Source organism: Streptomyces sp. RKAG337 (assembly GCF_023701715.1).
GTDB lineage: Bacteria > Actinomycetota > Actinomycetes > Streptomycetales > Streptomycetaceae > Actinacidiphila.
Genome location: NZ_JAJOZA010000001.1, coordinates 5,909,170 through 5,935,573 on the forward strand (window position 1 = coordinate 5,909,170; position 26,404 = coordinate 5,935,573).

Here is a 26,404-nt window from a genome sequence, read left to right on the forward strand (position 1 = left end):
ACGGCCGGACGGCGGTACGCCGGTCATGAGATCGTTCCATCGGTAGCATGTCGGGCCGATCGTACGATGAAGCCGCTGGGGGAGCGTTGTTCGGAATTATCAGGCCGTGTCGCCACCGGATGTCGGAGGGACTCGCCACTTCCTGGATGGCGCACCTGTGCGGGCTGTGCCTCGCGTTGCGCGACGATCACGGTCAGCTGGCCCGCATCGCCACCAACTACGACGGGCTGATCATCTCGGCGCTGGTCGAGGCCCAGGTCCCGGGCGCGGCGGCGTCGGCGAAGTGGCGGCGGACCGCCGGGCCCTGTCCGTTGCGCGGGATGCGCACCGCGCCGGTGGCGACGGGCGAGGGCGCGCGGCTGGCCGCCGCCGTCTCGCTCGTGCTGGCGTCGGCGAAGATGCGTGACCACATCGACGACCGGGACGGCGCCATGGGGCGGCGGCCGGTCGCGGCGGCGGCGCGGACCGTCGCCCGGCGCTGGGACCGGGCCGGGGCGCGGACCGGCGGCGGGCTCGGATTCGACACGGCGGTGCTGGTGGACGCGGTGGACCGGCAGTCCGGGATCGAGGCGCTGACCAGGACGGGCACCCCGCTGCTGACGGTCACCGAGCCGACCGAGACGGCGACCGCGGCCGCCTTCGGCTACACGGCGGTCCTCGCCGGCCGGCCCGGGAACCGTGCGCCGTTGGAGGAGGCCGGCCGGCTCTTCGGCCGGCTGGCGCATCTGCTGGACGCGGTCGAGGACCAGACGGCTGACGCCGCGTCGGGTGCGTGGAACCCACTGACGGCGACCGGCACCGGCCGCGACGAGGCGCGGCGGCTGTGCGACGACGCGGTGCGAGGGGTGCGGCTGGCACTGAAGGACGCCGAGTTCACCGACGGACAGCTCGTCCACGTCCTGCTCGCCCATGAACTGCGGCGCTCGGTCGACCGCGCCTTCGGCGGCTCCTGCGCGCACAGCCACCCCGACGCGCTCGAAGGGCAGGGCCTGGGCGTGGGCCTGGAGACATTGGACCTGCCCCAGCTGAGCGGAAATCCGTACGGCCCTGGTCAGAGCCCGTACGCGCCCGGCGGGCCGGGCTTCCCGCCCAACGGTTTCCCGCCGCCAGAACCACCGCGCCGGCGGGGGCTGATCGCCGGGTGCGCGCTGTGGAGCGGGCTGTGCTGCACCTGCCAGCTGTGCTGCCGGGACCATTACGAGGATCCGTGGAGCGGCAGGCGCCGCGAGGGATGGTGCTCGAACTGCGACTGCGACTGCTGCGATTCCTGCGATTGCTGTGATGGGTGCGACTGCTGCGATTGCGGTTGTGACTGCGGGTGTTGAACGGGGAATGAAGAGTCCTTCTCGAACTCGCGAGGTGCCTACGAGGGAGGGAGAGAAGGTGACGTGGGTGCGTGAAGGAAGACCGGGCTGACGGGGAGAGCCTGAGGTGGTGCGGCCGCGGCGGGAGTGGGACGGTGCGCGCGGGCGGGCGGAGCCAGGGCCGGCCGAGCAGGCCCTAAAGGGTCAGCGACAACACGAGGACGACCACACTCGACCGAAGTCGATGTGGTCGCGGGTGACCAACTGACAGCTGCGCATGGGGTCAGTGGAGCAGCCGCCGTCCCCATCCGTCAACCACGCTGAGACGCGATGCCCACCAGTTGGACATGCTTGACAGTGGGCGACGCTGTGGGATTAGCCTCGGGCCACGGTCATGACGACCCGGTCGCGTTGAGGGACGCGGCGTGCGTGAAGGCAACTCCCGTGCTCCTTCAGTGTGTCCACGGAGTCTCCGCATGCCCGAAGCCCCTCCAGGCCATCGACCCATCCGCCCCCTGCACCTGGCCTTCGCGATCGACGCCCGGGATCAGCACCGGGAACCGCACCAGGAACGGTACGAGGAACGGTACGAGGCCTCCTCCTACATCGAGCTCGCCCGGCTCGCCGAGCGCGGCGCGCTGGACTTCGTCACGCTCGACGACTCCCCGGCGGCGGCCGACGGAAGTGCCGGCGGGCTCGACGCGCTCGCCGTCCTCGCACAGGTCGCCCCCGCCACCGACCGCATCGGCCTGGTGGCGGCCGTCACCGCCACCCACCCCGGAACCGGAACCGTCACCGCCACCCACCCCGGAGCCGCCACCGCCACCCACCCCGGAACCGTCACCGTCCAGGCGGCGCTCGCCGCCCTCGACCAGGTCAGCCGCGGCCGGGCCGGCTGGACGCCGCTGCTCCCGGACGCCTGGGCGGCGGACCCGGAGGCCCTGCTCCGGGACGGCTGGGCGGACGCCGCCGGCTTCCCTGACGTGGCGTCAGCCGGGCCGGGACCGTTGGAGGGGTGGCCGGTACTCGCCGTCGACGCGACCTCGGAGGCGCCGCGTGAGACGGCCGCACGGCACGCGGACGTGGCGTACGTACGGGTCGGCGGTCCGCACTCGGAGCGGCTGGCGTACGAGGCCCGCACCGACCTGCGCCGCCGGGCGGCGGCCTACGGCCGGGACCCGGACCGGCTCACGGTCCTGGCCTCGCTCGCCGTCGAACTGTTCGATCCGGCCGACGCCGTGCTCCTCGCCGACCTGTTCGGCGACTGGCACCGCGACGGGATCACCGACGGCTTCCACGTACGGCCCGCCGATCCGCGGCGGGATCTGACCCGGCTGGTGAACGCGACCGTGCCCGTGCTCCAGCAGCGCGGGCTGTTCCGCCGCTTCCAGCCGGGGACGACGCTGCGCGAACACCTCGGCCTGGACCGTCCGGTGAGCCGATCGGTGACCGTCCGGTGAGCGGCACCGTGACCGCCCGGGGAGCGGGACGGTGGGTCGTCGAGTGAGTGGAACGGCCGGCCGTCCGGTGAGCGGCGCGGTGGGCCGTCCGGTCGGATGGGCGCCCCGGCGATCCGGACGGGCCAATTCCGGCCACCGCCCCACCCGGCGGCCGGCGGGCAGCCGCCGACCGGAGTACGGGGAGCACGACGCCGCGCGAGCATCTCGGCCTGCGGCAGCCGCTATGGAAGGTTGATGACCATGAGTTCCGAGACTGAGCAGGACTGGAAGAACTGGCGCGAGCGGCGCGCCGAGTCGGTCGCGGCGCCGTACGGGCCCCTGGCCCTGACGGGCACGTACTGGCTCGCCGACGCCGAGGACGGGAAGATCCCCGGGCTGCCGGGGGAGTGGCGGGAGCGGGACGGATCGGTGGTCCACCAGAGCGACGGCGTCTTCGGGCGGCTGGAACCCGAGGGCGAGCCGGTGCTGTTCGGCGAGAAGCGGATCGTGGCGATCGACCGCGAGGGGCTGCTCGCCCTCCGGATCTGGGACCCGGCCTCGGACGCCCGGCGTGATTTCGCGGGCATCGGCGCGTTCGACTACGACGAGCGGTGGGTGGTCCCGGCGGTCTTCCACCCGTACCCCGAGGGCCGTGCCGTGCGGGTGCCGCACGCCGACGGCCGGGAGCGCGGACTCGGCGTCAGTGGCGAACTGGCCTTCACCGTGGACGGCGCTGAGCACTCGCTCGCGGTCGCGGTCGAGGAGGACGGCACGCTCTGGGGCGTCATCGCCGACGCGACCAGCGGAAGGAGCAGCTACCGCTTCCGTTTCCTGCGGACCCCGGCGCCCGCCGCGGACGGCCGCGTGGTGCTGGACTTCAACCGGACGCTGCTCCCGCCGTGCGCCTTCGCCGACGCGTTCGTGTGCCCGTTCCCGCCGCCTGGCAACACGCTGCCCTTCGCGCTGGAGGCAGGCGAGAGCAAGGTGCTCACCAGCTGAGACCCGGTCCGAGATCTGGTCCGAGATCTGGTCCGAGACCTGGTCCGAGACCTGGTCCGAAATCCGGTTCGAAATCCGGTCGGGCCGGCTTCAGGAGCTGGTTCCGGTTCCGGTTCGAGATGCTCCGGCCGAGGCCCGTTCGAGAGACGGCCGCGGCCGGTTGAGATGTCGTCAGCCCGGGTGTGCCTCGGTGGTCCGCACGGGCGCCGGGGCGCCGTCGCGTCCGACCGGCGCGGCCGAAAAGGCGCCCTTGTGTGTTCCGCGCGGGCTCTGAATACTCCCGTCCAGTGCTTGTCAGGGTCACGTCGAGTTCGTTTATCGGTGCGGCGCCGACAGGCCGAGCTGACCTCCACCCCCCACAGGAGGAATAGATGAAAATCACCCGACGCGCCGGCCTGCTCGCTGTGACGTCAGGCCTGGTGGCCGTCACCGCGCTCACGCTGCCCGCCGCCAACGCCGCCCCCACGGCGACGGCATCCCCGGAGGCCGCCGCAGCGGTCGCCACCTCGCTCGGCACCGCGGCCACCGCGGGCAGCTACTACGACACGGCGTCGAAGACCACCGTCGTCAACGTCACCTCGGCCAGGGCCGCCGACGCCGTACGGGCGGCCGGAGCGACACCCAGGACCGTCCGGTTCAGCTCGGCAGTACTCGACAAGGCGGGCGAGGCCGCCAGGTCCGCCGACATCGCGGGCTCGGCGTGGGCCGTCGACCCGCTGACCAACCAGCTTGCTGTGAGCGTCGACAGCCGGGTCACCGCCGCCCAGCTGGCCAAGCTCACCAAGGCCACCGCGAGCTACGGCGACGCCGTGAGCATCAACCGGGTGGCCGGCAAGTTCAGCAAGCTGCTCTCCGGCGGCGACGCCATCTACACCAGCCAGTGGCGCTGCTCGATCGGCTTCAACGTCCGCAGCGGCAACACGTACTACTTCCTCACCGCGGGCCACTGCACCGAGGGCTACCCGGCCTGGACCACGTCCTCCGGCACCTCCATCGGCCCGACCACCGGCAACAGCTTCCCGAACAACGACTACGGGATCGTCCGCTACGACAACGCCTCGGTCGCGCACGCCGGCGCCGTCGGCAGCCAGGACATCGCCAGCGCGGGCAACGCCTACGTCGGTGAACCCGTCAAGCGCCGCGGCTCCACCACCGGAATCCACAGCGGCTCGGTGACCGGGCTCAACGCCACCGTGAACTACGGCGGCGGCGACATCGTCTACGGCATGATCAAGACCAACGTCTGCGCCGAGCCCGGCGACAGCGGCGGTTCGCTCTACAACGGCTCGATCGCGGTCGGCCTCACCTCGGGCGGCAGCGGCAACTGCTCCTCCGGCGGGACCACGTTCTTCCAGCCGGTCACCGAAGCGCTCAGCGCCTACGGAGTCAGCGTCTACTGACGCGGCACCACCGACACCGGCGACGGCCTGCAGCGACAGGACGGAGCCCCCGCCGACCCTGCCGGCGGGGGCTCTGCCACGTCCGCCCGCACCCTATCCATGCGGTCAGTGGCTGTCCGCGACGGCTGGCAGACTGACCGCATGTTGGAGACCTCGGCGCGGCTGCTGCGTCTGCTCTCGCTCCTCCAGTCCCGGCGGGACTGGTCCGGCCCCGACCTCGCGGAGCGCCTGGACGTCACCGCGCGAACGGTGCGCCGCGACGTCGACCGGCTGCGGACCCTCGGCTACCCGGTGCACGCCGCCCCCGGCACGGCCGGCGGCTACCGGCTCGGCGCGGGCGCCGCGCTGCCGCCGCTGCTGCTGGACGACGAGGAGGCGGTCGCCGTCGCGCTGTGCCTGCGCACCGGCGTCGGCGGCACCGTCGCCGGGATCGAGGAGGTCTCCCTCCGGGCGCTGTCCAAGCTGGAGCAGGTGCTCCCGTCGCGGCTGCGGCACCGGGTCCAGGCCATGCAGGCGATCACCGTCCACGCGCCGCCGCCCGGCCGCGCGACCGTCGGCCAGGACGTGCTGACCGTCATCGGCGCGGCCTGCCGTGACCGCGAACGGCTGCGCTTCGACTACAGCGACCACAGCGGCGCCTCCAGCCGCCGCACGGTCGAGCCGTACCGCCTGGTCAACCACGGACGCCGCTGGTACCTGCTCGCCTGGGACACCGGCCGGGAGGACTGGCGGACCTTCCGCGTCGACCGGATCGACCCCAAGCCACCCACCGGGCCGCGCTTCGCACCGCGCGAACCCCCGGAGGACGCGGCGGCGTACGTCGCCAAGGGCGTCACCACCAGGGCCTACCGCTACCAGGCGCGGGTCACCCTGCACATGTCGGCTGAGGCGGTCGCCGACTTCGGCTGGACGGGCTTCGGCACGATCGAGGCGATCGACGACAGGACCTGCGAACTGCGGACGGGCGCCGAGTCCCTCGACGGCCTCACCGTTTTCATCGCCCTGCTCGGCGCCGAGTTCGAGGTGCACGAGCCGCCCGAGCTCGCCGTGCAGCTGAGAGTGGTGGCCGCCCGGCTGCTGCGCGCGGCGGACCGTACGCCGCCGGGCTGAGGGGCCCTGTCGGGCAGGCGGGCACTGCCGGGCGGGCGGGCCCTGTCGGGCTGAGGGGCTCTGGCGGGCGGGCCGTGCGGCGTGGGGTGCGGTGCGGCTGCCCCCGGTGACCCGGGCGCCCCTGCCGTGCGCCGCCCCGCCCGTACGACCGGCGCTCGGCGGGGGTTCCCGCAGTACGCTGGAGGCACTGCACGTGTATACGGCAGGGGGCCGAAATGATCGTGGAGCTGGTGTCCGCCGTCCTTGCGGCCGGGGCCGTTTACGGGGTGGCCGGCGCCCGGGTGGTGCGGCAGTACGAGCGGGGTGTCGTGCTGCGGCTGGGCCGGCTCAGGTCGGAGCCCAAGGGCCCCGGATTCACCATGGTCATTCCAGGGGTGGACCGGCTGCGGAAGGTCAATCTGCAGATCGTGACGATGCCCATCCCCGGGCAGGACGGCATCACCCGCGACAACGTCTCGGTCAAGGTGGACGCGGTCGTGTACTTCAAGGTCATCAACGCCGTCGACGCCGTCATCCAGGTCGAGGACTACCGCTTCGCGGTCTCCCAGGTCGCCCAGACCTCGCTGCGTTCGATCATCGGCAAGAGCGATCTGGACGAGCTGCTGTCGAACCGGGAGAAGCTGAACGAAGGCCTGGAAGTGATGATCGACAGCCCGGCACTGGGCTGGGGTGTGCAGATCGACCGGGTCGAGATCAAGGACGTGTCGCTGCCGGAGGCCATGAAGCGGTCGATGTCCCGGCAGGCCGAGGCGGAGCGCGAACGCCGCGCCCGCATCATCAACGCGGACGCCGAACTGCAGGCGTCGAAGGTGCTCGCCCAGGCCGCCAAGCAGATGGAGGACAACCCCTCCGCCCTACAACTGCGGCTGCTCCAGACGGTGGTGGCCGTCGCGGCCGAGAAGAACTCGACGCTGGTGCTGCCGTTCCCGGTCGAGCTGCTGCGCTTCCTGGAACGCGCCGCGCCGACGGCCCCGGCCCCCGCCGCCGTAGCGCCCGCCGCGGAACCCGCGCCCGCCGCAGCGCCCGCGCCTGCCGCTGAGCGCGAGCCCGCACCGGCAGTGCCGGCGACCGAGCCCGCACCTGCCGTCGTAGCGATCCCCCCGGTTCCGCCGATCCCCCCGCTCGCCGCCGTGCCGCCGGTCGCCGAGCCGGACCCGGTCTCCGCGCCGGTGTCCACGCCGGTCCCGATCGAGAGCAACGGCCAGCCCAAGAACGGGGAGTGACGGCCCCGGCCAACGGCCGAGGGCTGGTGGCTGACCGCTGAGTGCTGACCGCTGAGTGCCGAGCGTTGACTGCCGCCCCGTCCCGCTCATTGCCGTCATGACTCCCAATCATTAGATTGGGAGTCATGACGGCCTGGGGGGTCCTGCGCGACCGCGACGCGGGAAGGTATCTGGCCGGGGTGCTGGTCTCCGGCTTCGGCAGCTCGGCGATGATGCTGGCCGCCGGAATCTGGGTGAAGTCGCTGACCGGCTCCAGCAGCCTCGCCGCGCTGGTCGGCGTCTGCCTGTGGACCCCGACGCTGGCCGGCCCGCTGTTGGGCACCGTGGTCGACCGGGTGCGCCGCCGCCCGCTCCTGGTGCTGGTCAACGCCGCGATGGCCGCCCTGCTGCCGGTGCTGCTCGTGGTCCGTACGGCGGATCTGGTCTGGATCCTCTTCGCCGTGCTCGTTCTGTACGGGACGGCGTCGGTGCTCTGCGACGCGGCCGAGGCCGCCGTCGTCACCGCCACTGTCCCCGGCGAACTGCGCGGCGACTTCAACGGACTGCGGATGACCGCCAGCGAGGCGATGAAGCTCCTCGCCCCGCTCGCCGGCGCCGGCCTGTACGTCCGCTACGGCGGCGGTTCCGTCGCCGTGCTCGACGCCGTCACCTTCGCACTCGCCGCGGCCGTCTTCGCGACGGTCCGGGTGCGGGAGGAACCGCCCGCGCCCGCCACGACGGGCTGGCGCGAACAGACCGCCGAGGGCATCCGGTACCTGCGCCGGCACCCGCTGCTGCGCCGTCTGGTGGCCGTCGGTTCGATCGCCATGCTGCTCTCCGCGCTCGGCAGCTCCGCGATCTACGCGGTGGTCGACGCGGGCCTGCACCGTTCGCCCGCCTTCGTGGGCGTGTTGTACGCGGTGCAGGGTGCGGGCTCGGTCGTCGGGGGAGTGGTCGCGGGGGCATTGCTGCGACGGATGCCGGAACGGGTCTTCGCGGCCACCGGCATGCTGTTGTTCGCCCTCGGGGTCGCCGTACGCGCCACCCCGTGGGTCTCCGCCGCCCTGGTCGGCGGCGCGGCGATCGGAGTCGGGCTGCCGTGGGTGCTGATCGCGGCGCTGACCGCCGTCCAGCGGGAGACGCCCGCCGGACTGATCGGCCGGGTCGCGGCCACCGCGAGCACGCTCGTGTTCGCGCCCCCCGCGGTGGGCGGACTGGTGGGCGCCGGCCTCGTCGCGGTCGTCGACCACCGCCTGCTGCTCGCCGCCGTCGGTGCGGCGGGAGTGCTCGCCGCGGCGTACTGCCTGTTCAAGGTCCCGGCGGCGGAAGCGGACGAGGTGACCTCCGCTTCGGCGCGGGGTGGCCAATTCTTTACCGACGCGTAACTAGCCCCCTTTGCTACTGGCGCGTAAGTTGACGTGAACGTAACAACCTTGTGATCCGGATCACAGCGTGGGTGGAGTGAACAGGACTCCCCTGACCTGCGAGGAGATCACATGAGGCTGCCCTGGAAGCGCATGCTCACCGCGCTGGCTCTGGCGTGTGCGGTGACCGCCGCCCCGACCGCCGCCACCGCCGCAACCGCACATTCGGCCCCGTCCAGCGGATGGAACGACTTCTCGTGCCGCCCGTCCGCCGCGCACCCCCGGCCGGTCGTGCTCGTGCACGGAACGTTCGGCAACGGCACCGACAACTGGCTGGGGTTCGCCCCCTATCTGGTGGCCCGGGGCTACTGCGTCTTCTCCTTCGACTACGGCCAGCTGCCCGGCGTTCCGTTCTTCGACGGGCTCGGCCCGATCGCGGACTCCGCTCAGCAACTGGCGGACTTCACCGACCGGGTGCTGGCGGCCACCGGGGTGCCGAAGGCGGACCTGGTCGGGCACTCCCAGGGCGGCATGATGCCGCGCTACTACCTGAAGTTCCTCGGCGGCGCGTCGAAGGTGAACGCCCTCGTCGGCCTGGCGCCCGACAACCACGGAACCACCCTCGACGGGCTGGCCAACCTGCTCCCGTACTTCCCCGGAGCGGCCGACGCGATCCACTCGATCGTCCCCGGACTCGCCGACCAGGTGGCCGGATCGGCCTTCATGCAGACCCTCAACGCGGGCGGCGACACCGTCCCCGGGGTGCGCTACACCGTCATCGCGACCCGGTACGACGAGGTCGTCACGCCGTATGCGTCGCAGTTCCTGTCCGGGCCGAACGTCCACAATGTGCTGCTGCAGGATCTGTGTGCGGTGGACATCTCCGAGCACGTCACGATCGGTCTGACCGACCGGATCGCCTTCCATGAGGCGGCGAACGCCCTCGACCCGGCGCACGCCACCCGGACCACCTGCCTTTCCGTGCTCAGCTGACCCACGGCGGTGAGATGCGGGAGCCATCGGCGAGCACGGCCTCCAGGCCCACGCTGGTGGTGACCCACATCGTGGCCGGTTCCTCCGTGGGATTGCTGACGCCCAGGGAGGAGCCGGCGGGCGCGACGGCGGCGTCGCCCGGCGCCAGGGTGGACGCCTCGCCGTCGATGCTGATCCGCACCGTGCCGCTCAGGACGAGGAAGACCTCCTCGCGGGTGATGGTGTGGGCGGGCCCGACGGTGCCGCCGGGTATCTCACCGCGCCAGGCACACAGCTCCTTGCTGCCGTGCGCGGGCAGGATGTACGAGACGAAACGGAGGCCGTGCATCTCGTGGACGACGGCTTCGGCTGCGGTGACAACAGGCATGGTGTACCTCCATATAGTCAACTTACTTGAGCAAGTTGCTTGTCAATATAGTCAAGCAGCTTGCGCAGTGTGTCAAGCTGCTCCCGTGAACAACGCTGACGCCATGAGCCTGACCGCGACCCTGCTCGCCGCCGCCGGCGGTCTCACCGCCGTGATCCACGACGGTGTCGTCGCACGCGGTTTCGACGACCTCCGGCCCGCCCACGGCTTCGCCTTCGCCCGGCTGGCGCCGGTCGGCGCGACCGCCGCCGACCTGGCGGAACACCTCGGCGTCAGCCGCCAGGCGGCGAGCCAGATGGTCGAGGAACTCGTCGGCAAGGGCTATGTGGAGCGCCGCCCGCACCCGGACGACGCCCGCGCCCGTCTCGTCGTTCTCACCGACCGCGGCCGGGCCTGCACCCGCGCCGCGGAGGAGGCGGCCGCCGACGCCGTACGCCCCTGGGCCGCCCTCCTCGGCGAGCGCCGGCTGCAGGCCCTGCGGGACGACCTGGCCCGGCTGGCGCCGGGCGGCCCGATCCGCCCCAACTGGTAGCCGACCGCTGCGGGGTGCCCCGGACACAGCAGTGCCGCTGCCCGTGGGGAGGCAGCGGCACCGGATCAGGGGAGAGCGGTCGTCAGGAGCGGTGCCGTCCCGCCGCGGCGGCCCTGCGGCGAACGGTCGCGAGCAGCAACGAGGCCCCGGCCGCGAGCACCGCGGCCCCACCGATCGCGAGCGGCCCCGTACTGCTGGAGCCGCCGGTCTCGGCGAGGTTCGTGCCCTCGGCGGCCGTGGTGGGCGCGGCCGAGCCGTCCGCCTGCGGCGCGTTACCGCCCGTGGCGGGGGTGGTCGCCGCCGTGTGATCGTGGTGGACGGTGGACTTCGAGGCGCCCGCGGCTATCTGTGCCTCGGACGGCGCGGACGCGGCCGGCGCCGGCCCGGCGGTGGCCGGTGTGCTGTGCGTGGCGCTGTGCGACGGAGTGGCCGGCGTCGGTACCGAGCCGCCACTGTCCTTGCCGAAGACCACGTCCGAACAGGTGTAGAAGGCCTCGGGGCTGTCCGAGCGCTGCCAGACGCTGTAGATCAGATGCCGGCCGGTGCGCTGCGGCACCTTGCCCGAGAACACATAACTGCCGTCCTTGAGCGCCGGATCGGTGACCGACGCGAACGGCTTCGCCTCCAGGTCGGACCACTTCAGCGGCTTCGACGGGTCGTAGCCGTCCTTGGTGATGTACAGGTCGAAGGAACCCTTGTGCGGCGCGGTCGCCCGGTACGTGAAGGTGAACGAGCCACTGCTCATCGCCGTGGCGGGCCAGTCCGCCCGCGCCAGGTCGAGCCCCTTGTACTCCGCGTTGCCCGCGCTGCACAGCTTCCCGTCCGGCACCTTCGACCGGCTCCGCCCGCCCGCCTCGCCGTCCCGCACACCGTTCCAGTCGTAGAGCGCCTGCGTCCCGCCCGCCGCGACAGCGGCCTTGCACGCGGCCGACCGCGGATTCTCCGGACCCTCCGCGTAGCACGCGGACACCCGGCTGACCGGGTTCGACATCGAGCCGTGCGCGCTTGCGGGACCGGAGGCCAGCCCGGTCAGCACCAGCGGCCCGAAGCCCACGACAGCGACTGCGGCAGCCTTGCGACGTACGGTCATTCCGGGAGTCTCCTTCGACGGTGGCACGGGCCCAACGACCAGCACGCTAGCCCCGCCGAACCGTCAGAATCCCGCCGCCAACTGCGAAAACCCGATCTTTATGGGCGCGTTAAGGGGGCCCTGAGAGCTGATTAAGAACGCGGCCGGGTGATCGGCCGTGGCAGGGTGGCGGTATGACTGAAGCGAGCCGACGGCCTGCCGCGCTGCAACTGATCGAGGCCGCCGTCGACGCGGGGAGCTGGCGTCGGTGGGATGAGCCCGTCACCGTGCTGCCCGGGGCGGCGGAGTACCGGGTGGATGTGGAGAAGGCGCGGCTGCGGACCGGGCTTGATGAATCCGTCGTCACGGGGGAGGGACGGATCCGGGGGCGGCGGGTGGCGCTGATCGTGGGGGAGTTCGGGTTTCTCGGCGGGTCGATCGGGGTGGCGGCCGGGACCCGGCTGGTGACCGCGGTGGAGCGGGCGACGCGGGAGCGGCTGCCGCTGCTCGCGTCCCCGGCCTCCGGCGGCACGCGGATGCAGGAGGGGACCATCGCGTTCCTGCAGATGGTCAAGGTCGCGGCCGCCATCACCGATCACAAGGCGGCCGGGCTGCCGTATCTCGTGTACCTGCGGCATCCGACCACCGGCGGGGTGCTCGCGTCGTGGGGATCGCTCGGGCATGTCACGGCCGCGGAACCGGGGGCGCTGATCGGGTTTCTCGGTCCGCGGGTCCATGAGGCGCTGTACGGCGAGCCGTTCCCGGCCGGCGTCCAGGTCGCCGAGAACCTGCTGGCCAACGGTCTGGTCGACGCCGTGTTCCCGGCGGGAGAGCTGGCCGAGGTCGCGGCACGGGCGCTGGACGTGCTGTGCGGCGAGCCGGGTGAGGACGTGGACGCTGTTTCCGGTGCCGACCGGCGGGCGGGCACGGGTGTCGAGGTCTCCACCGCCGACTCGATCCGGCGCTCGCGCCGCCCGGACCGGCCCGGACTGCGGGCGCTGCTCGACGGGGCCGGGCGGGAGGTGACCCCGCTGAGCGGGACCGGCGCGGGGGAACGCGACCCCGGACTGCTGCTCGCGCTGGCCAGGTTCGGGCCGACACCGTGCGTCGTGCTCGGCCACGACCGGCGCCCGGACGAGGCCGGGCCCGCCCCGCTGGGCCCGGCCGGGCTGCGGGAGGCGCGGCGCGGTATGCGGATCGCGGCCGAACTCGACCTGCCGCTGCTCACCGTCATCGACACCGCGGGTGCGGCGCTCAGCCGGGAGGCGGAGGAGGGCGGCCTCGCGGGGGAGATCGCCCGCTGCCTCGCCGACCTCGTGACCCTCCGGGCCCCGACGCTCTGTCTGCTGCTCGGCCAGGGCGCCGGCGGTGGCGCCTTGGCCCTGCTGCCCGCCGACCGCGTCATCGCCGCCCGGCACGCCTGGCTCTCGCCGCTCCCGCCGGAAGGCGCGTCGGCGATCCTCTACCGGACGACGGACCGGGCGTTCGAGGTCGCGGAGCGGCAGGGCGTGAGTTCCGCCGATCTGCTCGCCAACCGGATCGTCGACACCATCGTCGAGGAGACCCCCGACGCGGCGGACGACCCCGGCGAGTTCCTCTCCCGCCTCGGTACTCTGCTCGGGGCCGAGCTGGCCGCCCTGCGGGCCCGTGACCGCGGTGAACGGCTGGCCGCCCGGCGGGCCAGATACCGCAACCTCGGGCTGCCGTCGTGAGGATCAGCCGCGAGGCTCACGCCCTAATGAGATAGTCCTTCTCTCTCGTTAGGGGCCGTAGGCTGGGGCCGGATCCGCGGCGGAGAGGGGAGATCCATGGAGCGTCAGCCGGCGTTGGAGCTGGTGAGCACCGTCCGGCACGACGGGGACGGCGGCGTCGCCGACGACCTCACCACCGTCGAGGGGACGACCCGCTGGATCCAGGAGCGGGCCGGCCTGCTCTCCGTGCACACCGCCGCCGGTGGGGAGTTCGCCGCGGACGAGGAGCTCAGAGACCGTATCGTCGCCCTCCGGCAGGCGGTACGGGCACTGTTCGCCCTGGCCGTGAGCCCCGCCCCGCCGAGCCGCGCCGACGCCGACCGCCTTCTGCCCGCCGACCAGGCCCTCGGCCGTCTCAACTCCGCCGCCGCGAGCGAACCGGTCGCCCCGCAGCTGGTCTGGTCCCGGGGTGAGGCTCCGGCCGTCCGGCTGCGGTCCACGGAAGGCGACCCCGGGGTGCGGATCGTCGCCGCTCTGGCCCGTGCCGCCATCGACTTCCTGGCGGGTCCGCAACGGGAACTGCTGCGCGCCTGCACGGCACCGCGCTGCGTGCGCTACTTCGTCAAGGGACACGGCCGGCAGGAATGGTGCGGGCCGGCGTGCGGCAACCGGGCCCGGGTCGCCCGGCACTATCAGCGCACGCGCACCGGGGCCGACGCGGAGCCGGACCGGAGCTGACGACCGACCCGCCCGGACGGACGCTCGCCGGACACGGCGTGGGCCGGGCCCGTTGTGCCAGGATCGCCGCCATGAGCCTGAGGATCACCGTCGCCGCCGACGCGGCCACCGCCCCCTTCGAGCAAGTGCGTGAGCAGATCGCCGATCAGGCGCGCACCGGCCGACTCCCCATCGGCCACAAGCTCCCGACCGTCCGGGGCCTCGCCGAGGAGCTGGGCCTCGCGGCCAACACGGTCGCCAAGGCCTACCGCGCCCTCGAAGCCGACGGTGTCGTCGAGACCCGCGGACGGAACGGCACCTTCGTCGCCGCCGCGGGCGACGCCGCCGAGCGCCAGGCCGCTGCCGCCGCCGCGGAGTTCGCACAGCGCGCCCACCGCCTCGGCCTGGACCGCGCGGCCGCCCTCGCCGCCGTCCAGGAAGCGCTGCGCGCCGCCTACGACGGATAGGTCACGTAGGACGGACAGGTCGCCTCCGACAGCTAGGCGCGCTCCGACAGCTAGGCGCGCTTCGACGGCTAGGCCCGCTTCGACAGCCAGGCCCGCTTCGACGGCTAGGCCCGCTTCGACAGCCAGGCCCGCTTCGACAGCCAGGCCCCCGCCGGTGGGCAGGTCCTCGCTCCGGGGCGCGCGCCGCACCTGCGACGTCCGCGACACCCGGCCGAACCCCCACCCGAACCCGGTACCGATCAGAGGTACAGACCGTCCGACGTCGGGGCCGGAGCCGGGATGGTGGAGCCGGCGCCGCGCCGCAGCGCGTACAGCTCGGCGAGGGTGGCGCCCTCGCGCCCGATGCCCTCGGTGGTGCCGAGCCAGGCGGCGGACTCGTCGCGGGTCAGCGGGCCGACCTCGATCCGCGACAGGCAGCGGCCCGGCCGGACGACGGCGGGGTGCAGCCGCTCCAGGTCCTCGTTGGTGGTGATGCCGACGAGCACGTTGCGGCCCTGGCCGAGCAGGCCGTCGGTCAGGTTGAGCAGCCGGGAGAGCGCCTGGCCGGTCTGGTGCTTGGCCTGACCGCGGATCAGTTCGTCGCAGTCCTCCAGGAGCAGCAGCCGCCAGCGGCCGCCGGCCGTGCCGTCGTCCTCGCCGATGGCGATGTCCATCAGATAGCCGACGTCGTTGAAGAGCCGCTCGGGGTCCAGGACACAGTCCACCTGGCACCAGTCGCGCCAGGAGCGGGCCAGGGTGCGGAGCGCCGAGGTCTTGCCGGTGCCGGGCGGGCCGTGCAGGAGCAGCAGCCGGCCGGTGATGTCGTCCTTGGTGAGCTTCATGAGGCCGTCCATGGCCTCGGCCACCGGGGCCGTGTAGTTGCCGCGGAGCTCTTCCCAGGTGGCGGCGGAGATCTGCCGGGTGGTGCGGTGCGGGCCGCGGCGCGGTGAGACGTACCAGAAGCCCATGTTCACGGTCTCGGGCTGGGGTTCGGGTTCGTCCTCGGCGTCCTCGACGGCCCGCGAGAGCACCTGCTCGGCCAGTTCGTCGGTGACGGCGGCGACCGTGACGTCCGCGCCGCGGTTCCAGCGGGAGATCAGGATCGTCCAGCCGTCGCCCTCGGCGAGCGTGGCGCTGCGGTCCTTGTCGCGGGCCTGGCGCAGCACGGCGGCGTCCGGCGGGATCAGCGTCAGGCCGGACTTGACGTTCTCCAGGGACGCGCCGCGGGAGTACGGCTGTTCACCGGAGGTGAAGCGCCCGAGAAAGAGCGCGTCGACGACGTCGGACGGTGAATCGCTGTCGTCCAGGCGCAGATGGACGGGAACCGCGCGGTGCGGCGGGCGCGGGGCGTGCCGGGCGTGTGCGGGGTCGGGCAGGCTCTGCGGCACAGGCCTCCTCGGGTCATGGGGCTTTGCGGACATGCGGCCCATGATCCGGCACCGGGGCCGAATCCGCCCAGTGCTTTTCCGGGCCGGAAATCCACCCCCGAACCGGGCCGGTGACGCCACCCGGAACGGCACCCGGAACGAGGCTCGGAACGACGCCCGGAACGAGGCTGGGAAGAGGTTTGGAAGAGGTTTGGACGGAGCCTGGTCGGCACGGAGTTGAGGCGTTACGGACGTTTCATATGATTGCAATGCACACGACAAAGATTCATGGTCAGGACACTTCCCCCCGTGGGTTACCGACGGGTACAACAGGTCTCGCAGAGATCCTGCCCAGGGAGGTTCCATGAGACTGTCCCGGTTGGCATCAGCCGTATCCGCGCTGATCCTCACCACTGGCCTCGCGCTCATCGGCGCGGCCCCCGCGCACGCCGCGGCGCCCTCGTACGCAGCCCTCGGAGACTCGTACTCCGCGGGCGTCGGCGCCGGCAGCTACGACAGCTCCAGCGGTGACTGCAAGCGCAGTACCAAGGCCTATCCGGCACTTTGGGCGGCGGCCCACGCCCCGTCCGCGTTCGCCTTCACCGCCTGCTCCGGTGCCCGTACCGGTGACGTCCTCAACAACCAGCTCGGGCCGCTCAACGCGTCCACCGGACTGGTGAGCATCAGCATCGGCGGCAATGACGCGGGCTTCTCCGACGTCATGACCACCTGTGTGCTCAACTCCGAGAGCACCTGTCTGGCCCGGATCGCGCAGGCCCGCACCTACGCGGACAACACCCTCCCCGGTCTCCTCGACAACGTATACAACGCGATCCACACCAAGGCCCCCAACGCCCATGTGGTCGTGGTCGGCTACCCGCACTTCTACAAGATCAACGGAAATTGCTGGGGCGGGCTCAGCGACACCTCCCGCGCCGCGATCAACGGCGCGGCCGACGAACTCGACACCGTGATGGCCAAGCGCGCCGCCAACCACGGCTTCGGCTTCGCCGATGTGCGCGGCACCTTCACCGGGCACGAACTCTGCTCGGGATCGCCCTGGCTGAACAGCCTCACGTTCCCGGTCGACGAGTCCTACCACCCGAAGGCGGCCGGCCAGTCCGGCGGCTACCTGCCCGCGTTCAGCTCCGCCGCCTGAATCGCCGCCTGAATCGCCGCCTGATTCACTGCCTGATTCACCGCCTGGTTCGCTGACCGATCCGTACCGTTCGTTCCGGCCGCCGCCGGCGTCGTGGTCGACGCCGGCGGATCCGGTCGGCAGTCCACCGTGAACGACACCGGGTCCGACCGGAACTCCTTCGGCGCCCCGACCTCCAGCACGATCCGGTCGGCGCTCCGCTTGCCCGCCTCGAACGACAACTCGGTGTGCTCGTACGTCCGCGACGTCGGGCCGCCCGCGGCGAACTCGGCGGTCTTCCACCCGGGGTCGGAGTCGCGGCCGCTGTCCGTCGTCCAGCGGAACACCACCGTCGCCGGAGTACGGTCCACTGTGATCGCCGCCGTGAACTCCGGTGCCCGGCCGGCCGGCGCCGGGCACGGCCCCGTGTAACTGTCCCGCCCGGCGGTCACCTTGATCGTGACCTTGACGACCGGAGCGCCGGACGACGAAGGGGACGCCGTGGTCGTCGTGACCGTCGGACTCGCCGTGGTGGTCGGGGGAGTGGTCGCGGTCGTGGACGTCCCCGTGCCGGTGGACGGGGTGCTGCTGCTCGTACTCGATCCGGTCCCGCCGGTGGACGCCTTGTCGTCCTCCGTCCCCTGGTCCAGCAGGGTCCAGGCCACCGCACCCGCCGCCAGGGCGAGCACCAGCGCCCCCGCCGCCAGCACCGTCGCGACCCGCCGGCGCCGCGTCGGATCCGGTTCGGCGCCGTAGGACGAGGGCCCCGGCCCGTACGGGGATCCGTATCCGGGGACGGTCGGCGGCGTCGGGCCGCCGGTCCCGCCGGTCCCGCCCGACGGCATCGGTCGCGGCATCGGTTGCGGCAGCGGCTTCGTCCGGGGCGAGGGGCCGGCGGCGGCCGGGGCATACCCGGTGGCCGGCGGCCCGGTGCGGCCGGCCGCCACGTCGTCCAGCATCCGCTGGGCCTCGCTCCCGCTGATCCGGTCCGCCGGGCGCTTGCGCAACAGCCCCTCCAGCACCGGACCCAGCGGTCCCGCCCGGCGGGGCTCGGGAAGCGGGTCGTTGACGGCCGCGCTCAGCGTGCTCAGCGCCGAATCGCGGCGGAACGGCGACGACCCCTCCACCGACCGGTAGATCAGCACTCCCAGGGACCACAGGTCCGACTCCGGCCCGGGGGCGTTCCCCATGCCCCGCTCGGGAGCCAGGTACTCCGGCGATCCGATCAGCTCGCCCGTGCGCGTCAGCGCCGAGGTGCCCTCGATCATCGCGATGCCGAAGTCCGTGAGGACGACCCGGCCGTCATTGGCGATCAGGACGTTGCCGGGCTTCACGTCCCGGTGCAGCACTCCCGCGGTGTGCGCCGCGCGCAGGCCGGCCAGGACGTGTGCGCCGATGTCCGCCGCCCGCCGCGGCGTCATCGGGCCGTCCGCGTCGAGGACGTCGGCGAGGGTCAGCCCCCGGACGAGCTCCATGACGATCCACGGCGCGCCGCCGGCCACCGCCACGTCGTACACGGTGATCACGTTCGGGTGGATGATCCGGGCCGCGGCCCGGCCCTCCTGCTCGAGGCGGGCGTACAGCTGCCGCACCTCGCCCTCGTCGAGGCCGGCGGGCGCCCGCACCTCCTTGACCGCGACCTCCCGGCCGAGCAGTTCGTCGCGGGCCCGCCACACGACGCCCATGCCGCCGCGGCCGAGCTCGCCGATCAGCCGGTAGCGGTCCGCGAGCACCCGCTCACCGCCCGTGCCTTCGCTCATGTGCGAACCCCCGCCCGTAACCGGAGTGATTCGGAGGAAATCTACCTCAACGACGCATGGTTGAAGCCGGTCCCGGCGATGTCGACGAGAGCGGCCGGGGGTAGGCTCAGGTTGTCGGGTGGCGGCCAACTGCCTTGCGTGCGGCGGTAATTCGCTGTTCAGTCGTCAACACCCAGGACGGGAAGGTGAATCCGGGGCCTGGGATGCGCAGGTGACGCGTCGGGGCGATAGGGTTACCCTGCCCGGGCCGGGTGCCCTCGTACGGGTGGGGAGTGTCATGGAACAAATAGCTATGCGAAGCAGGCCGAGAGTGCCTGCCATCAACTGCGGAAGCAGCACGACCAGCACACGTCTGGACCGTCATCTCGCGATACTGGGCGGCCCTGCCGTACCGCACCGCGAGAGCGCGGAGGCGACGTTGCTGATGCGGGAGCTGACATCGCGGGATTCGGCGCGCACCAAGGCGAGCCGCAGTGCACGGGTGTCGCTGTTCGCGCCTCTGCGGCGCCTGCGGCGCTCGCTGTTCGGCAGCCGCGGCTGATCCCACCTTCCGGCGGTCACACCGTCCCGGCACAGCGCTGCGGCCAGCGGCGTTGCGGTGTGCTCGCCGTGAACGGCAGGAGCTCTACGCGCGTCCAAGTGCGCCCACGTGCGTTCGGACACCTGTGGCGACCACCCGCGCCGTCCGAACGTGCCACCGTGCGAGCCGACCTGTGCGCCTCGGCCCACGGCCCACGGTTCACGGTTCACAGCAACGCGAACTGACCGTCCGGCCCTTCCTCGTGATGGTCCAGCACCGAGGCGGGGCGCCGTGCTCCCGAGGGAGCGGGCAGCACCCCCGCGAGGCGCAGCGCGTCGGCGGAGATCCCCGCCGCGCGCGCCCGCCGCGACCCCGGTTCCGCCGCCAGCCGCTCCGCCAGCTTCCGCCGCTCCGGCCGGAGGGCCGCCAGCAGCGTGAGCACGGTGACGAGTTCGAGCAGCTCCGTGGTCGTCTCCCGGGTCCAGCGCGCGGGGCGGAGCGCCTCCAGCGTCCCCGGGGCCGCGGCGGCCGTCCGGCGCTCGTACCAGGCCTCCAGCACCCGCACCCCGCCCGCGTGGAACTCCCAGGCGGCGGCCGGCACCGGTGAGACCAGCCCGTCCCCGATCCGCAGCGCCTCCTCCTCCGGGTCGTACGCCAGCTCCCCGGCCCGTGGCACGGCGGGCAGCGGCGCGCGTACGTACGGGCGCCGGCCGCCGGGCAGCCGGGGATGGCCGCCGGGCCGGCCCACGGCGGGATCCGCGCAGCGCTCGCCCCGGGTGTGCAGCCAGATCGAGGTCCGGCCCAGCTCGACGGCCGCGAGCCAGAGTTCCGGGTCGCGGGTGAGCGGCACCACGACACCGTCCCGCTGGTCCCGGGCGGGGAGGCCCGCGACGGTGATCCAGGCGAGGAGGTCCTCGGCGCTCACCGGCAGACCGAGGAGCTCACCGAGCAGCTCGGTCAGGCCGGGCGCGAGGTTGGGGTCCTGCCCGCCGGGCCGCCGGTACAGCGGCCGGATCCGGCCCTGCTTCCCGGCGGGGGACCGGCCGTCGGGCAGCACGGCGCCGAACGACAGTGCGGGGCCGGGGACGTTCGGGAGCCGGGCCTGCTCCACGGCGAAGATCTGCCGCTCGTCGGCGACCCGCCACAGCTCGGGGCGGGCGGCGTCGATGAGCCGGTGGTCGGGGATCAGCCACTGCAGGTCGAAGGCGCCGTGCAGGACCCGGACCGGGTCGGGGCACGGCCCGCTCTCGCGGGCGAGCCGGGTGGTGGCGGCGGACCGCCCCTCCCGTCCCGGGACGGCGAGCTGGGGTGCCGGGGTGTGCAGTCCGCGGGCCCGGCTCGGACGCAGCAGCCGCTCACGTTCCGCGTCGTTCGGCGCCGCCAGCAGCGCGTCCCAGCGGGCCCGCAGCGCCTTCGCGTCGGGCGCCACCGCCCAGGACCGCCCGTACAGCAGCGGCGGCACGGACCACGGCATCAGATCGGCGAGCACGGGAGCGCCATGGCCCGCCCCGGAGTTGGAGCCGGCAGCTCGTGGCGGCGTCACGTCACGGGCCTCCCCAGCGCCTGGATTCGCGGATGCGCTTCCCACCGTCGGCATCGTACTGAGCCGCGGTCGCGGCCGCACCGCCACCCGGGAAGCGCGACCTGTACGGATTGTCACCGAAAGCAAAGCGGCGGGCGCCCGCTGTCAGCGCGCCTCCATCGTCACGGTGAACGAGAACCGGTCCCCCCGGTAGTGGATCCGCACCACGTCCACCGCGCGGCCCGACTCGTCGTACGTCACCCCGGTGTAGTGCAGGATCGGGCTGAGCAGCGGGACCTGGAGCAGCCGGGCGGTCTCCGGATCCGCCAGCCGGGCCTCCACCGTGTCGGTGATCCGGCTGATCCGCACGCCGAGCGCGTCCCGCAGGACCTTCGTCATCGGCCACCGTTCGAGGTCGGCCAGATCGATGCGCTCGGCGAGTTCCGGACGGACGAAGTTCTCCGCCCAGTTGGTCGGCTCGCCGCTCGCCTCGCAGCGCAGCCGCCGGAAGAAGGCCGCCTCCGCCAGGTCGGGGAGGTGCTCGGCGGCCCAGGACGGCACCGGCGCGGTCCCGTGCCCGAGCACCGCGGTGTGCTCACCCGACTGCTGGGCCACGATCGCGTCGACCGAACCCAGCAGCCGGACCGGCGCGCCGCGCAGCGCGGTCGGCTCGATGAAGGTGCCGCGCCGCCGGTGCCGGCTGATCAACCCCTCCGTCTCCAGCTCCTTGAGGGCCTGGCGCATCGTCAGCACGCTCACGCCGTAGTGGCCGGCCAGGTCGTCCTCGGTCGGCAGCCGCAGCGGGGCGTCCGGGCGGCGGCCCAGTATCGAGGCGCGCAGCGACTGCGAGACCTGGTACCACAGCGGCAGTTTGCGGTTGAGGACGATCGAGTCCGGGGCGAAGGCGGTCATGAGGTGGGGAAGTGCCGCTCAAGGCCCTTCCACACCTCGTCGTAACCCTCCTGCCGGTGATCGGCGGCGAGTGCGCCGCTGGTCGGTACGACGGGCCAGCGGGTCTCGAACATGAACGCCAGTCCGTCGTCGACCTTCTGCGGCTTCAGCTCGGCGGCGCTGGCCTTGTCGAAGGTGGCGCGGTCCGGGCCGTGCGCCGACATCATGTTGTGCAGCGAGGCGCCGCCCGGGACGAACCCCTCGGCCTTCGCGTCGTACGCGCCCTCGATCAGCCCCATGAACTCGCTCATGACATTGCGGTGGAAGTACGGCGGGCGGAAGGTGTCCTCGCCGACCAGCCAGCGCGGCGCGAAGACCACGAAGTCGGCGTTGGCCAGCCCGGGGGTGTCGGAGGGGGCGGTCAGCACGGTGAAGATCGACGGGTCCGGGTGGTCGTAGCTCAGCGACCCCAGGACGTTGAAGCGCCGCAGGTCGTAGACGTACGGGACGAGGTTGCCGTGCCAGCCGACGACGTCGAGCGGCGAGTGGTCGTAGGTCGCGGCCCAGAGGTTGCCGCCGAACTTGTTGATCACCTCGACCGGTTCCTCGCGGTCCTCGAAGGCGGCGACCGGTGCCAGGAAGTCCCGCGCGTTGGCCAGCCCGTTCGCACCGATCGGGCCGAGGTCGGGGAGCCGGAACGCCTGCCCGTAGTTCTCGCAGACATAGCCGCGGGCCGTGGGATCCAGCAGCTCCACCCGGAAGCGCATCCCACGCGGGATCAGCGCCACCTCGCCGGGGCCGGCCTGGAGCAGGCCCAGCTCGGTGCGGAGCAGCAGGGTGCCGTGCTCGGGCACGATCAGGAACTCGCCGTCGGAGGACGAGAAGACCCGGTCCGTCATCGACGTGTTGGCCGCGTACCAGTGGATGCCGATGCCCTCGCGGCGCAGCACGTCACCGTTGCCGCCGACGGAGACCAGGCCCTGGACGAAGTCCGTGGGGACGTCCGGCAGCGCGGGCGCGCTCCAGCGCAGCCGGTTGGGGTCCGGCTCGACGTCCAGGAACGGCGCGCTGCGCAGCGCCCCGTTGTCGATCCGGTGGAACGGCGGGTGCACGGCCGAGGGGCGGATCCGGTACAGCCAGCTGCGGCGGTTCTGGTGCCGGGGCTCGGTGAACGCGGTGCCGCTGAGCTGCTCCGCGTACAGCCCGAGCGGGGCGCGCTGCGGAGAGTTCCGGCCGATCGGCAGTGCGCCGGGCACCGCCTCGCTGACGTGCTCGTTCCCGAAACCGGGGGAGTACGTGAGGTCCGTGTCGTGCGTGCTGCCCATCGTGCGCTCCCGGTGCCGTCGTCCCATTCCTATGGTCGACCATAGGAATGGGACGGGCAAGCCGTCAATGACCTTGGACCCCGCCGCCGCTAGGCTGGCCTGAAAAGGAGGGTGTGCCGTGACCGGCCAAGGGCTCCGCCGAACCCCGGTGCAGCAGCGCAGCACCGAACGCCTCAGCCGCATCCTCGACGCCTGCGCCCAGCTGCTGGACGAGGCCGGGTACGAGAGCCTCAGCACCCGCGCGGTCGCCGTCCGCGCCGGCGTCCCCATCGGCTCCGTCTACCGCTTCTTCTCCAACAAGCGCGCGATGGCCGACGCCCTGGCGCAGCGCAATCTCGACCGGTACCTGGACCACGTCACGGCCCGCCTCGCGGAACCGGCGGCGACGCCGCTGTCGCTCGAGGTCGCCGTCGAGGTGGTCGTGGACGAGTACATCGCGATGAAGGGCGCCACCCCCGGCTTCGAGCTCGTCGACTTCGGCATCCCCGGCGAATCCGAGCCCAACCGCCACGTCGCCGACCGGCTGCTGGAACTGCTCGCCGGGCGGCTGGGCCTCGACCCGGCGGACGCGTACGCCCGGCTCACCTTCGTGATCAGCGTGGAGGCCGCCGACGCCCTGCTCCAGCTGGCCTTCCGTACCGATGCGGCGGGGGATCCGGCCGTGATCGCCGAGACGAAACGGATGCTGCGCGCCTATCTCGCGCGGTAGGGCGGGTCCGCTCTCGCGCGGTAGGAGCGGTAGGGGCGGTAGGCCGGGCCCCCGGGGTCGGCTGATTGGGGCCGTCCTGGGGGTTCCCACATGCATACCGGTCGGTATGCTCGCCTGTACGTGCGCTGCCGTCGTCCCAGGAGAGCCCGATGACCCGTACCGCCCTGCGTATCTGCCCGCTGTGCGAGGCCACCTGCGGTCTGACGCTCACCCTCGACGACGACACGGTCACGAGCGCCCGCGGCGACCGCGACGACGTGTTCAGCGCCGGCTTCATCTGCCCCAAGGGCGCGACCTTCGGCGCCCTCGACGCCGACCCCGACCGGCTGAGCCGCCCCCTGGTGCGCCGGGACGGCCGGCTCGTCGAGACCGGCTGGGCGGAGGCGTTCGCCGCCGTCGCCGCGGGACTCGGCGCGGTCACCGCCGCGCATGGACCGGACGCCGTCGGCGTCGTCCTCGGCAACCCCAACGTCCACACCGTCGCGGGCGGCCTCTACCCCGCGCAGATCGTCGGCGCGCTGCGCAGCCGCAACATCTTCTCCGCCAGCACCCTGGACCAGATGCCCAAGCACGTCGCGTGCGGCTATCTCTTCGGCGACCCGAACGCGATCCCGGTCCCCGACCTGGACCGTACCGACCATCTGCTCATCATCGGCGCGAACCCGCTGGTCTCCAACGGCAGTCTGGCCACCGCCGCCGACTTCCCCGGCAAGCTCAAGGCGCTGCGGCGGCGCGGCGGACGGATCACCGTCATCGACCCCAAGCGCACCCGCACCGCTGAGGCCGCCGACCGGCACGTCTCGCTGCGGCCGGGCACCGACGCGGCGCTGCTCTTCGCCGTCGTGCAGGTGCTGTTCGCCGAGGACCTCACCGATCTCGGCGCGCTCGCGGACCACGTGACCGGTGTGGAGGAGGTGCGCGCGCTCGCCGCCGCCTTCACCCCCGAGGCCGTCGAGGGCGTGTGCGAGGTGCCGGCCACCGAGATCCGCGCCCTCGCCTGCGAACTGGCCGCCGCGCCCAGCGCCGCCGTCTACGGGCGGCTCGGCAGCACCGCCGTCGAGTTCGGCACCCTGTGCAGCTGGCTCGTGGACGTGCTCAACGTGCTGACCGGCAACCTCGACCGGCCCGGCGGCGCCATGTTCCCGCTCTCCCCGACCGCCCGGGCACCCCGGCCCGCCGCGCCCGGCAAGGGCTTCACCGTCGGTCGCTGGCACAGCCGGGTCTCCGGCCACCCCGAGGTGAAGAGCGAACTCCCCAGCGCCGCCCTCGCCGAGGAGATCGACACCCCCGGCGAAGGCCGCGTCCGGGCCGTCATCGCCCTCGCCGCCAACCCGGTGCTCTCCGCGCCCGACGGCCACCGCCTCGACCGGGCGCTGGCCGGGCTGGACTTCATGGTCAGCGTCGACCCGTACCTCAACGAGACCTCCCGGCACGCCCATGTCGTCCTGCCGCCGCCCCGGCCGACGCAGAGCGCGCACTACGACTTCGCCTTCTCCACGCTCGCCGTCCGCAACACCGTGCGCTACAGCCGCCCGGCCGTGGAACTGGCGGACGGCCGCCCCGGCGAGCCCGAGATCTACGCCCGGCTCGTCCAGATCCTGTCCGGCGCGGCGCCGGACGCGGACCCGGCCGCCGTGGACGAACAGGCCATCGCCCGGCTGCTCGCCCGTGCCACCGCCGACCCGCTCTCGCCGCTGCACGGCGGCGACCCGGCCGAGCTGGCGGCCCGGCTCGGCGGCAGGACCGGATACGAGCGGCGGCTCGACCTCATGCTCCGCCTCGGCCCGTACGGCCTCACCCTCGACAAGGTCCTCGCCCAGCCGCACGGCATCGACCTCGGCCCGCTCGCCCCCCGCATCCCCGAGGTCCTCCGCACGCCGTCGGGCCGGATCGAACTCGCGCCGGCGCCGATCGCCGCCGACGTGCCGCGGCTGCTGCGCAGCCTGACCGAACGGGCCGCGGGGCCCGTCCTCATCGGCCGCCGCCACCTGCGCTCCAACAACAGCTGGATGCACAACCTGCCCGCGCTCTCCGGCGGCACCAACCTGTGCACCCTGCAGGTCCACCCCGAGGACGCGGCCCGGTTCGGACTCACCGACGGGGCGACCGCCCTGGTCAAGGGCGACGGCGGCGAGATCGAGGCACCGGTCGAGATCACCGACGCCGTACGCCCCGGCGTCGTCAGCCTGCCGCACGGCTGGGGCCACGACCGCGGCGGCACCCGGCTCAGCACCGCCGGACTGCACCCCGGCGTCAACGTCAACCAACTCCTGGACGGCAGCCGCCTCGACCCGCTGTCGGGCACGGCCGTCCTCAACGGCTTCCCGGTGCAGGTCTCGGCGCTGCCGGATCTGCCGGGTCTGCGGGGTTTGCCGGCAAGCGGCTGATCGGGTCCGGCAGGGCGGCGCGCGGGCGTGGGTCCGCGCGTGAGCCAGAGCGCGCGTGAGCCAGAGCACGGAGGGGCCTCTGGCGTGCGAAAACTAACGGCGCTAGTTTGGGTGGGTCAGGCAGACCCGCCCCCTACCGGGAGGACGACGAC

General features: G+C 73.0%; 23 protein-coding genes. 16 read left to right on the forward strand and 7 right to left on the reverse strand.

Annotation, left to right across the window (positions count from 1 at the left end; all coding sequences use genetic code 11):
* Positions 1–86 precede the first annotated feature (86 nt).
* The 8 genes from LNW73_RS26205 to LNW73_RS26240 all read left to right on the forward strand — a co-directional run bounded on the left by LNW73_RS26205 (position 87) and on the right by LNW73_RS26240 (position 9,811).
* Positions 87–1,325 (forward strand): DUF5685 family protein, encoded by a 1,239-nt coding sequence (locus LNW73_RS26205; RefSeq protein WP_250991575.1) that lies wholly within the window; start codon positions 87–89, stop codon positions 1,323–1,325.
* Between the two features lie 455 nt (positions 1,326–1,780).
* Positions 1,781–2,764, forward strand: a complete 984-nt coding sequence (locus LNW73_RS26210) for an FMNH2-dependent monooxygenase (RefSeq protein ID WP_250991576.1) — start codon at positions 1,781–1,783, stop codon at positions 2,762–2,764.
* Positions 2,765–3,004: 240 nt separating this feature from the next.
* A complete protein-coding gene (locus LNW73_RS26215) occupies positions 3,005–3,742 on the forward strand; it encodes a DUF1684 domain-containing protein (RefSeq protein WP_250975188.1) in 738 nt (245 codons plus the stop codon).
* Positions 3,743–4,113: 371 nt separating this feature from the next.
* Positions 4,114–5,142 (forward strand): S1 family peptidase, encoded by a 1,029-nt coding sequence (locus LNW73_RS26220; RefSeq protein ID WP_250991577.1) that lies wholly within the window; start codon positions 4,114–4,116, stop codon positions 5,140–5,142.
* A gap of 141 nt (positions 5,143–5,283) precedes the next feature.
* A complete protein-coding gene (locus tag LNW73_RS26225; protein ID WP_250991578.1) occupies positions 5,284–6,252 on the forward strand; it encodes a helix-turn-helix transcriptional regulator in 969 nt (322 codons plus the stop codon).
* A gap of 215 nt (positions 6,253–6,467) precedes the next feature.
* Positions 6,468–7,475, forward strand: a complete 1,008-nt coding sequence (locus LNW73_RS26230) for a slipin family protein (RefSeq protein ID WP_250975185.1) — start codon at positions 6,468–6,470, stop codon at positions 7,473–7,475.
* Positions 7,476–7,600: 125 nt separating this feature from the next.
* Entirely contained in the window at positions 7,601–8,839 is a 1,239-nt protein-coding gene (locus tag LNW73_RS26235) for an MFS transporter (protein ID WP_250991579.1), read from the forward strand.
* Positions 8,840–8,950: 111 nt separating this feature from the next.
* Entirely contained in the window at positions 8,951–9,811 is an 861-nt protein-coding gene (locus tag LNW73_RS26240) for an esterase/lipase family protein (RefSeq protein ID WP_250991580.1), read from the forward strand.
* Here LNW73_RS26240 and LNW73_RS26245 read toward each other — a convergent pair.
* Positions 9,804–10,178 carry a cupin domain-containing protein gene (locus LNW73_RS26245; RefSeq protein WP_250991581.1) on the reverse strand — a complete coding sequence of 125 codons (375 nt, stop codon included), beginning with the start codon at positions 10,176–10,178 and terminating at the stop codon, positions 9,804–9,806. The genes LNW73_RS26240 and LNW73_RS26245 overlap by 8 nt on opposite strands.
* Positions 10,179–10,263: 85 nt before the next feature.
* On the opposite strand from LNW73_RS26245, the gene LNW73_RS26250 reads away from it, so the two are divergent.
* Positions 10,264–10,710 (forward strand): MarR family winged helix-turn-helix transcriptional regulator, encoded by a 447-nt coding sequence (locus LNW73_RS26250; protein WP_250991582.1) that lies wholly within the window; start codon positions 10,264–10,266, stop codon positions 10,708–10,710.
* Positions 10,711–10,792: 82 nt separating this feature from the next.
* Here the strand turns inward: LNW73_RS26250 and LNW73_RS26255 are convergent, their stop codons facing one another.
* Positions 10,793–11,800, reverse strand: a complete 1,008-nt coding sequence (locus LNW73_RS26255) for a lytic polysaccharide monooxygenase auxiliary activity family 9 protein (protein ID WP_250991583.1) — start codon at positions 11,798–11,800, stop codon at positions 10,793–10,795.
* Positions 11,801–11,973: 173 nt separating this feature from the next.
* Here LNW73_RS26255 and LNW73_RS26260 point away from each other — a divergent pair, with 173 nt between their 5' ends.
* The 3 genes from LNW73_RS26260 (at position 11,974) to LNW73_RS26270 (ending at position 14,654) form a co-directional block, all read left to right on the forward strand.
* On the forward strand, positions 11,974–13,491 hold the full coding sequence (locus LNW73_RS26260) for an acetyl-CoA carboxylase carboxyltransferase subunit alpha/beta (protein ID WP_250991584.1): 1,518 nt from the start codon (positions 11,974–11,976) through the stop codon (positions 13,489–13,491).
* A 96-nt stretch (positions 13,492–13,587) separates the two neighbouring features.
* Positions 13,588–14,208 carry a CGNR zinc finger domain-containing protein gene (locus tag LNW73_RS26265; protein ID WP_250991585.1) on the forward strand — a complete coding sequence of 207 codons (621 nt, stop codon included), beginning with the start codon at positions 13,588–13,590 and terminating at the stop codon, positions 14,206–14,208.
* A 71-nt stretch (positions 14,209–14,279) separates the two neighbouring features.
* The gene (locus LNW73_RS26270) at positions 14,280–14,654 is read left to right on the forward strand and encodes a GntR family transcriptional regulator (RefSeq protein WP_250991586.1); all 375 of its coding nucleotides are present in this window, start codon (positions 14,280–14,282) and stop codon (positions 14,652–14,654) included.
* A 239-nt stretch (positions 14,655–14,893) separates the two neighbouring features.
* On the opposite strand, the gene LNW73_RS26275 is transcribed toward LNW73_RS26270, so the two are convergent.
* Positions 14,894–16,054, reverse strand: coding sequence for a DUF5925 domain-containing protein (locus LNW73_RS26275; RefSeq protein WP_285369492.1), 1,161 nt, complete (start codon positions 16,052–16,054; stop codon positions 14,894–14,896).
* Positions 16,055–16,364: 310 nt separating this feature from the next.
* Here LNW73_RS26275 and LNW73_RS26280 point away from each other — a divergent pair, with 310 nt between their 5' ends.
* Positions 16,365–17,159: an SGNH/GDSL hydrolase family protein gene (locus tag LNW73_RS26280; RefSeq protein WP_250975175.1), complete on the forward strand. Its 795-nt coding sequence runs from the start codon at positions 16,365–16,367 to the stop codon at positions 17,157–17,159.
* Here the strand turns inward: LNW73_RS26280 and LNW73_RS26285 are convergent.
* Positions 17,129–18,898 (reverse strand): serine/threonine-protein kinase, encoded by a 1,770-nt coding sequence (locus tag LNW73_RS26285; protein ID WP_250991587.1) that lies wholly within the window; start codon positions 18,896–18,898, stop codon positions 17,129–17,131. The two genes, LNW73_RS26280 and LNW73_RS26285, sit on opposite strands and share 31 nt — an antisense overlap.
* A gap of 277 nt (positions 18,899–19,175) precedes the next feature.
* Between LNW73_RS26285 and LNW73_RS26290 the strand changes: the two genes are divergently transcribed.
* Positions 19,176–19,439 (forward strand): hypothetical protein, encoded by a 264-nt coding sequence (locus LNW73_RS26290; RefSeq protein ID WP_138353313.1) that lies wholly within the window; start codon positions 19,176–19,178, stop codon positions 19,437–19,439.
* Positions 19,440–19,644: 205 nt separating this feature from the next.
* Here the strand turns inward: LNW73_RS26290 and LNW73_RS26295 are convergent, their stop codons facing one another.
* From LNW73_RS26295 to hmgA, 3 genes are all read right to left on the reverse strand, one after another.
* Positions 19,645–21,015 (reverse strand): type ISP restriction/modification enzyme, encoded by a 1,371-nt coding sequence (locus LNW73_RS26295; protein ID WP_374118190.1) that lies wholly within the window; start codon positions 21,013–21,015, stop codon positions 19,645–19,647.
* Positions 21,016–21,105: 90 nt separating this feature from the next.
* The gene (locus LNW73_RS26300) at positions 21,106–21,852 is read right to left on the reverse strand and encodes a GntR family transcriptional regulator (RefSeq protein WP_250991588.1); all 747 of its coding nucleotides are present in this window, start codon (positions 21,850–21,852) and stop codon (positions 21,106–21,108) included.
* A complete protein-coding gene (hmgA, locus tag LNW73_RS26305; protein ID WP_250991589.1) occupies positions 21,849–23,156 on the reverse strand; it encodes a homogentisate 1,2-dioxygenase in 1,308 nt (435 codons plus the stop codon). The genes LNW73_RS26300 and hmgA overlap by 4 nt, the downstream gene beginning before the upstream one ends.
* A gap of 118 nt (positions 23,157–23,274) precedes the next feature.
* On the opposite strand from hmgA, the gene LNW73_RS26310 reads away from it, so the two are divergent.
* Positions 23,275–23,865 (forward strand): TetR family transcriptional regulator, encoded by a 591-nt coding sequence (locus LNW73_RS26310; protein WP_250991590.1) that lies wholly within the window; start codon positions 23,275–23,277, stop codon positions 23,863–23,865.
* 149 nt (positions 23,866–24,014) lie between these two features.
* A complete protein-coding gene (locus LNW73_RS26315; protein ID WP_250991591.1) occupies positions 24,015–26,252 on the forward strand; it encodes a molybdopterin-dependent oxidoreductase in 2,238 nt (745 codons plus the stop codon).
* Positions 26,253–26,404 lie beyond the last annotated feature (152 nt).

Coding starts and splice junctions, on each gene's coding strand:
- LNW73_RS26210 (WP_250991576.1), top strand. CDS start 1,781: ATGCCCGAAGCCCCTCCAGGCCATCGACCCATCCGCCCCCTGCACCTG.
- LNW73_RS26215 (WP_250975188.1), top strand. CDS start 3,005: ATGAGTTCCGAGACTGAGCAGGACTGGAAGAACTGGCGCGAGCGGCGC.
- LNW73_RS26220 (WP_250991577.1), top strand. CDS start 4,114: ATGAAAATCACCCGACGCGCCGGCCTGCTCGCTGTGACGTCAGGCCTG.
- LNW73_RS26225 (WP_250991578.1), top strand. CDS start 5,284: ATGTTGGAGACCTCGGCGCGGCTGCTGCGTCTGCTCTCGCTCCTCCAG.
- LNW73_RS26230 (WP_250975185.1), top strand. CDS start 6,468: ATGATCGTGGAGCTGGTGTCCGCCGTCCTTGCGGCCGGGGCCGTTTAC.
- LNW73_RS26235 (WP_250991579.1), top strand. CDS start 7,601: ATGACGGCCTGGGGGGTCCTGCGCGACCGCGACGCGGGAAGGTATCTG.
- LNW73_RS26240 (WP_250991580.1), top strand. CDS start 8,951: ATGAGGCTGCCCTGGAAGCGCATGCTCACCGCGCTGGCTCTGGCGTGT.
- LNW73_RS26245 (WP_250991581.1), bottom strand. CDS start 10,178: ATGCCTGTTGTCACCGCAGCCGAAGCCGTCGTCCACGAGATGCACGGC.
- LNW73_RS26255 (WP_250991583.1), bottom strand. CDS start 11,800: ATGACCGTACGTCGCAAGGCTGCCGCAGTCGCTGTCGTGGGCTTCGGG.
- LNW73_RS26260 (WP_250991584.1), top strand. CDS start 11,974: ATGACTGAAGCGAGCCGACGGCCTGCCGCGCTGCAACTGATCGAGGCC.
- LNW73_RS26265 (WP_250991585.1), top strand. CDS start 13,588: ATGGAGCGTCAGCCGGCGTTGGAGCTGGTGAGCACCGTCCGGCACGAC.
- LNW73_RS26270 (WP_250991586.1), top strand. CDS start 14,280: ATGAGCCTGAGGATCACCGTCGCCGCCGACGCGGCCACCGCCCCCTTC.
- LNW73_RS26275 (WP_285369492.1), bottom strand. CDS start 16,054: ATGTCCGCAAAGCCCCATGACCCGAGGAGGCCTGTGCCGCAGAGCCTG.
- LNW73_RS26280 (WP_250975175.1), top strand. CDS start 16,365: ATGAGACTGTCCCGGTTGGCATCAGCCGTATCCGCGCTGATCCTCACC.
- LNW73_RS26285 (WP_250991587.1), bottom strand. CDS start 18,898: ATGAGCGAAGGCACGGGCGGTGAGCGGGTGCTCGCGGACCGCTACCGG.
- LNW73_RS26290 (WP_138353313.1), top strand. CDS start 19,176: ATGGAACAAATAGCTATGCGAAGCAGGCCGAGAGTGCCTGCCATCAAC.
- LNW73_RS26295 (WP_374118190.1), bottom strand. CDS start 21,015: ATGCCGACGGTGGGAAGCGCATCCGCGAATCCAGGCGCTGGGGAGGCC.
- LNW73_RS26300 (WP_250991588.1), bottom strand. CDS start 21,852: ATGACCGCCTTCGCCCCGGACTCGATCGTCCTCAACCGCAAACTGCCG.
- hmgA (WP_250991589.1), bottom strand. CDS start 23,156: ATGGGCAGCACGCACGACACGGACCTCACGTACTCCCCCGGTTTCGGG.
- LNW73_RS26315 (WP_250991591.1), top strand. CDS start 24,015: ATGACCCGTACCGCCCTGCGTATCTGCCCGCTGTGCGAGGCCACCTGC.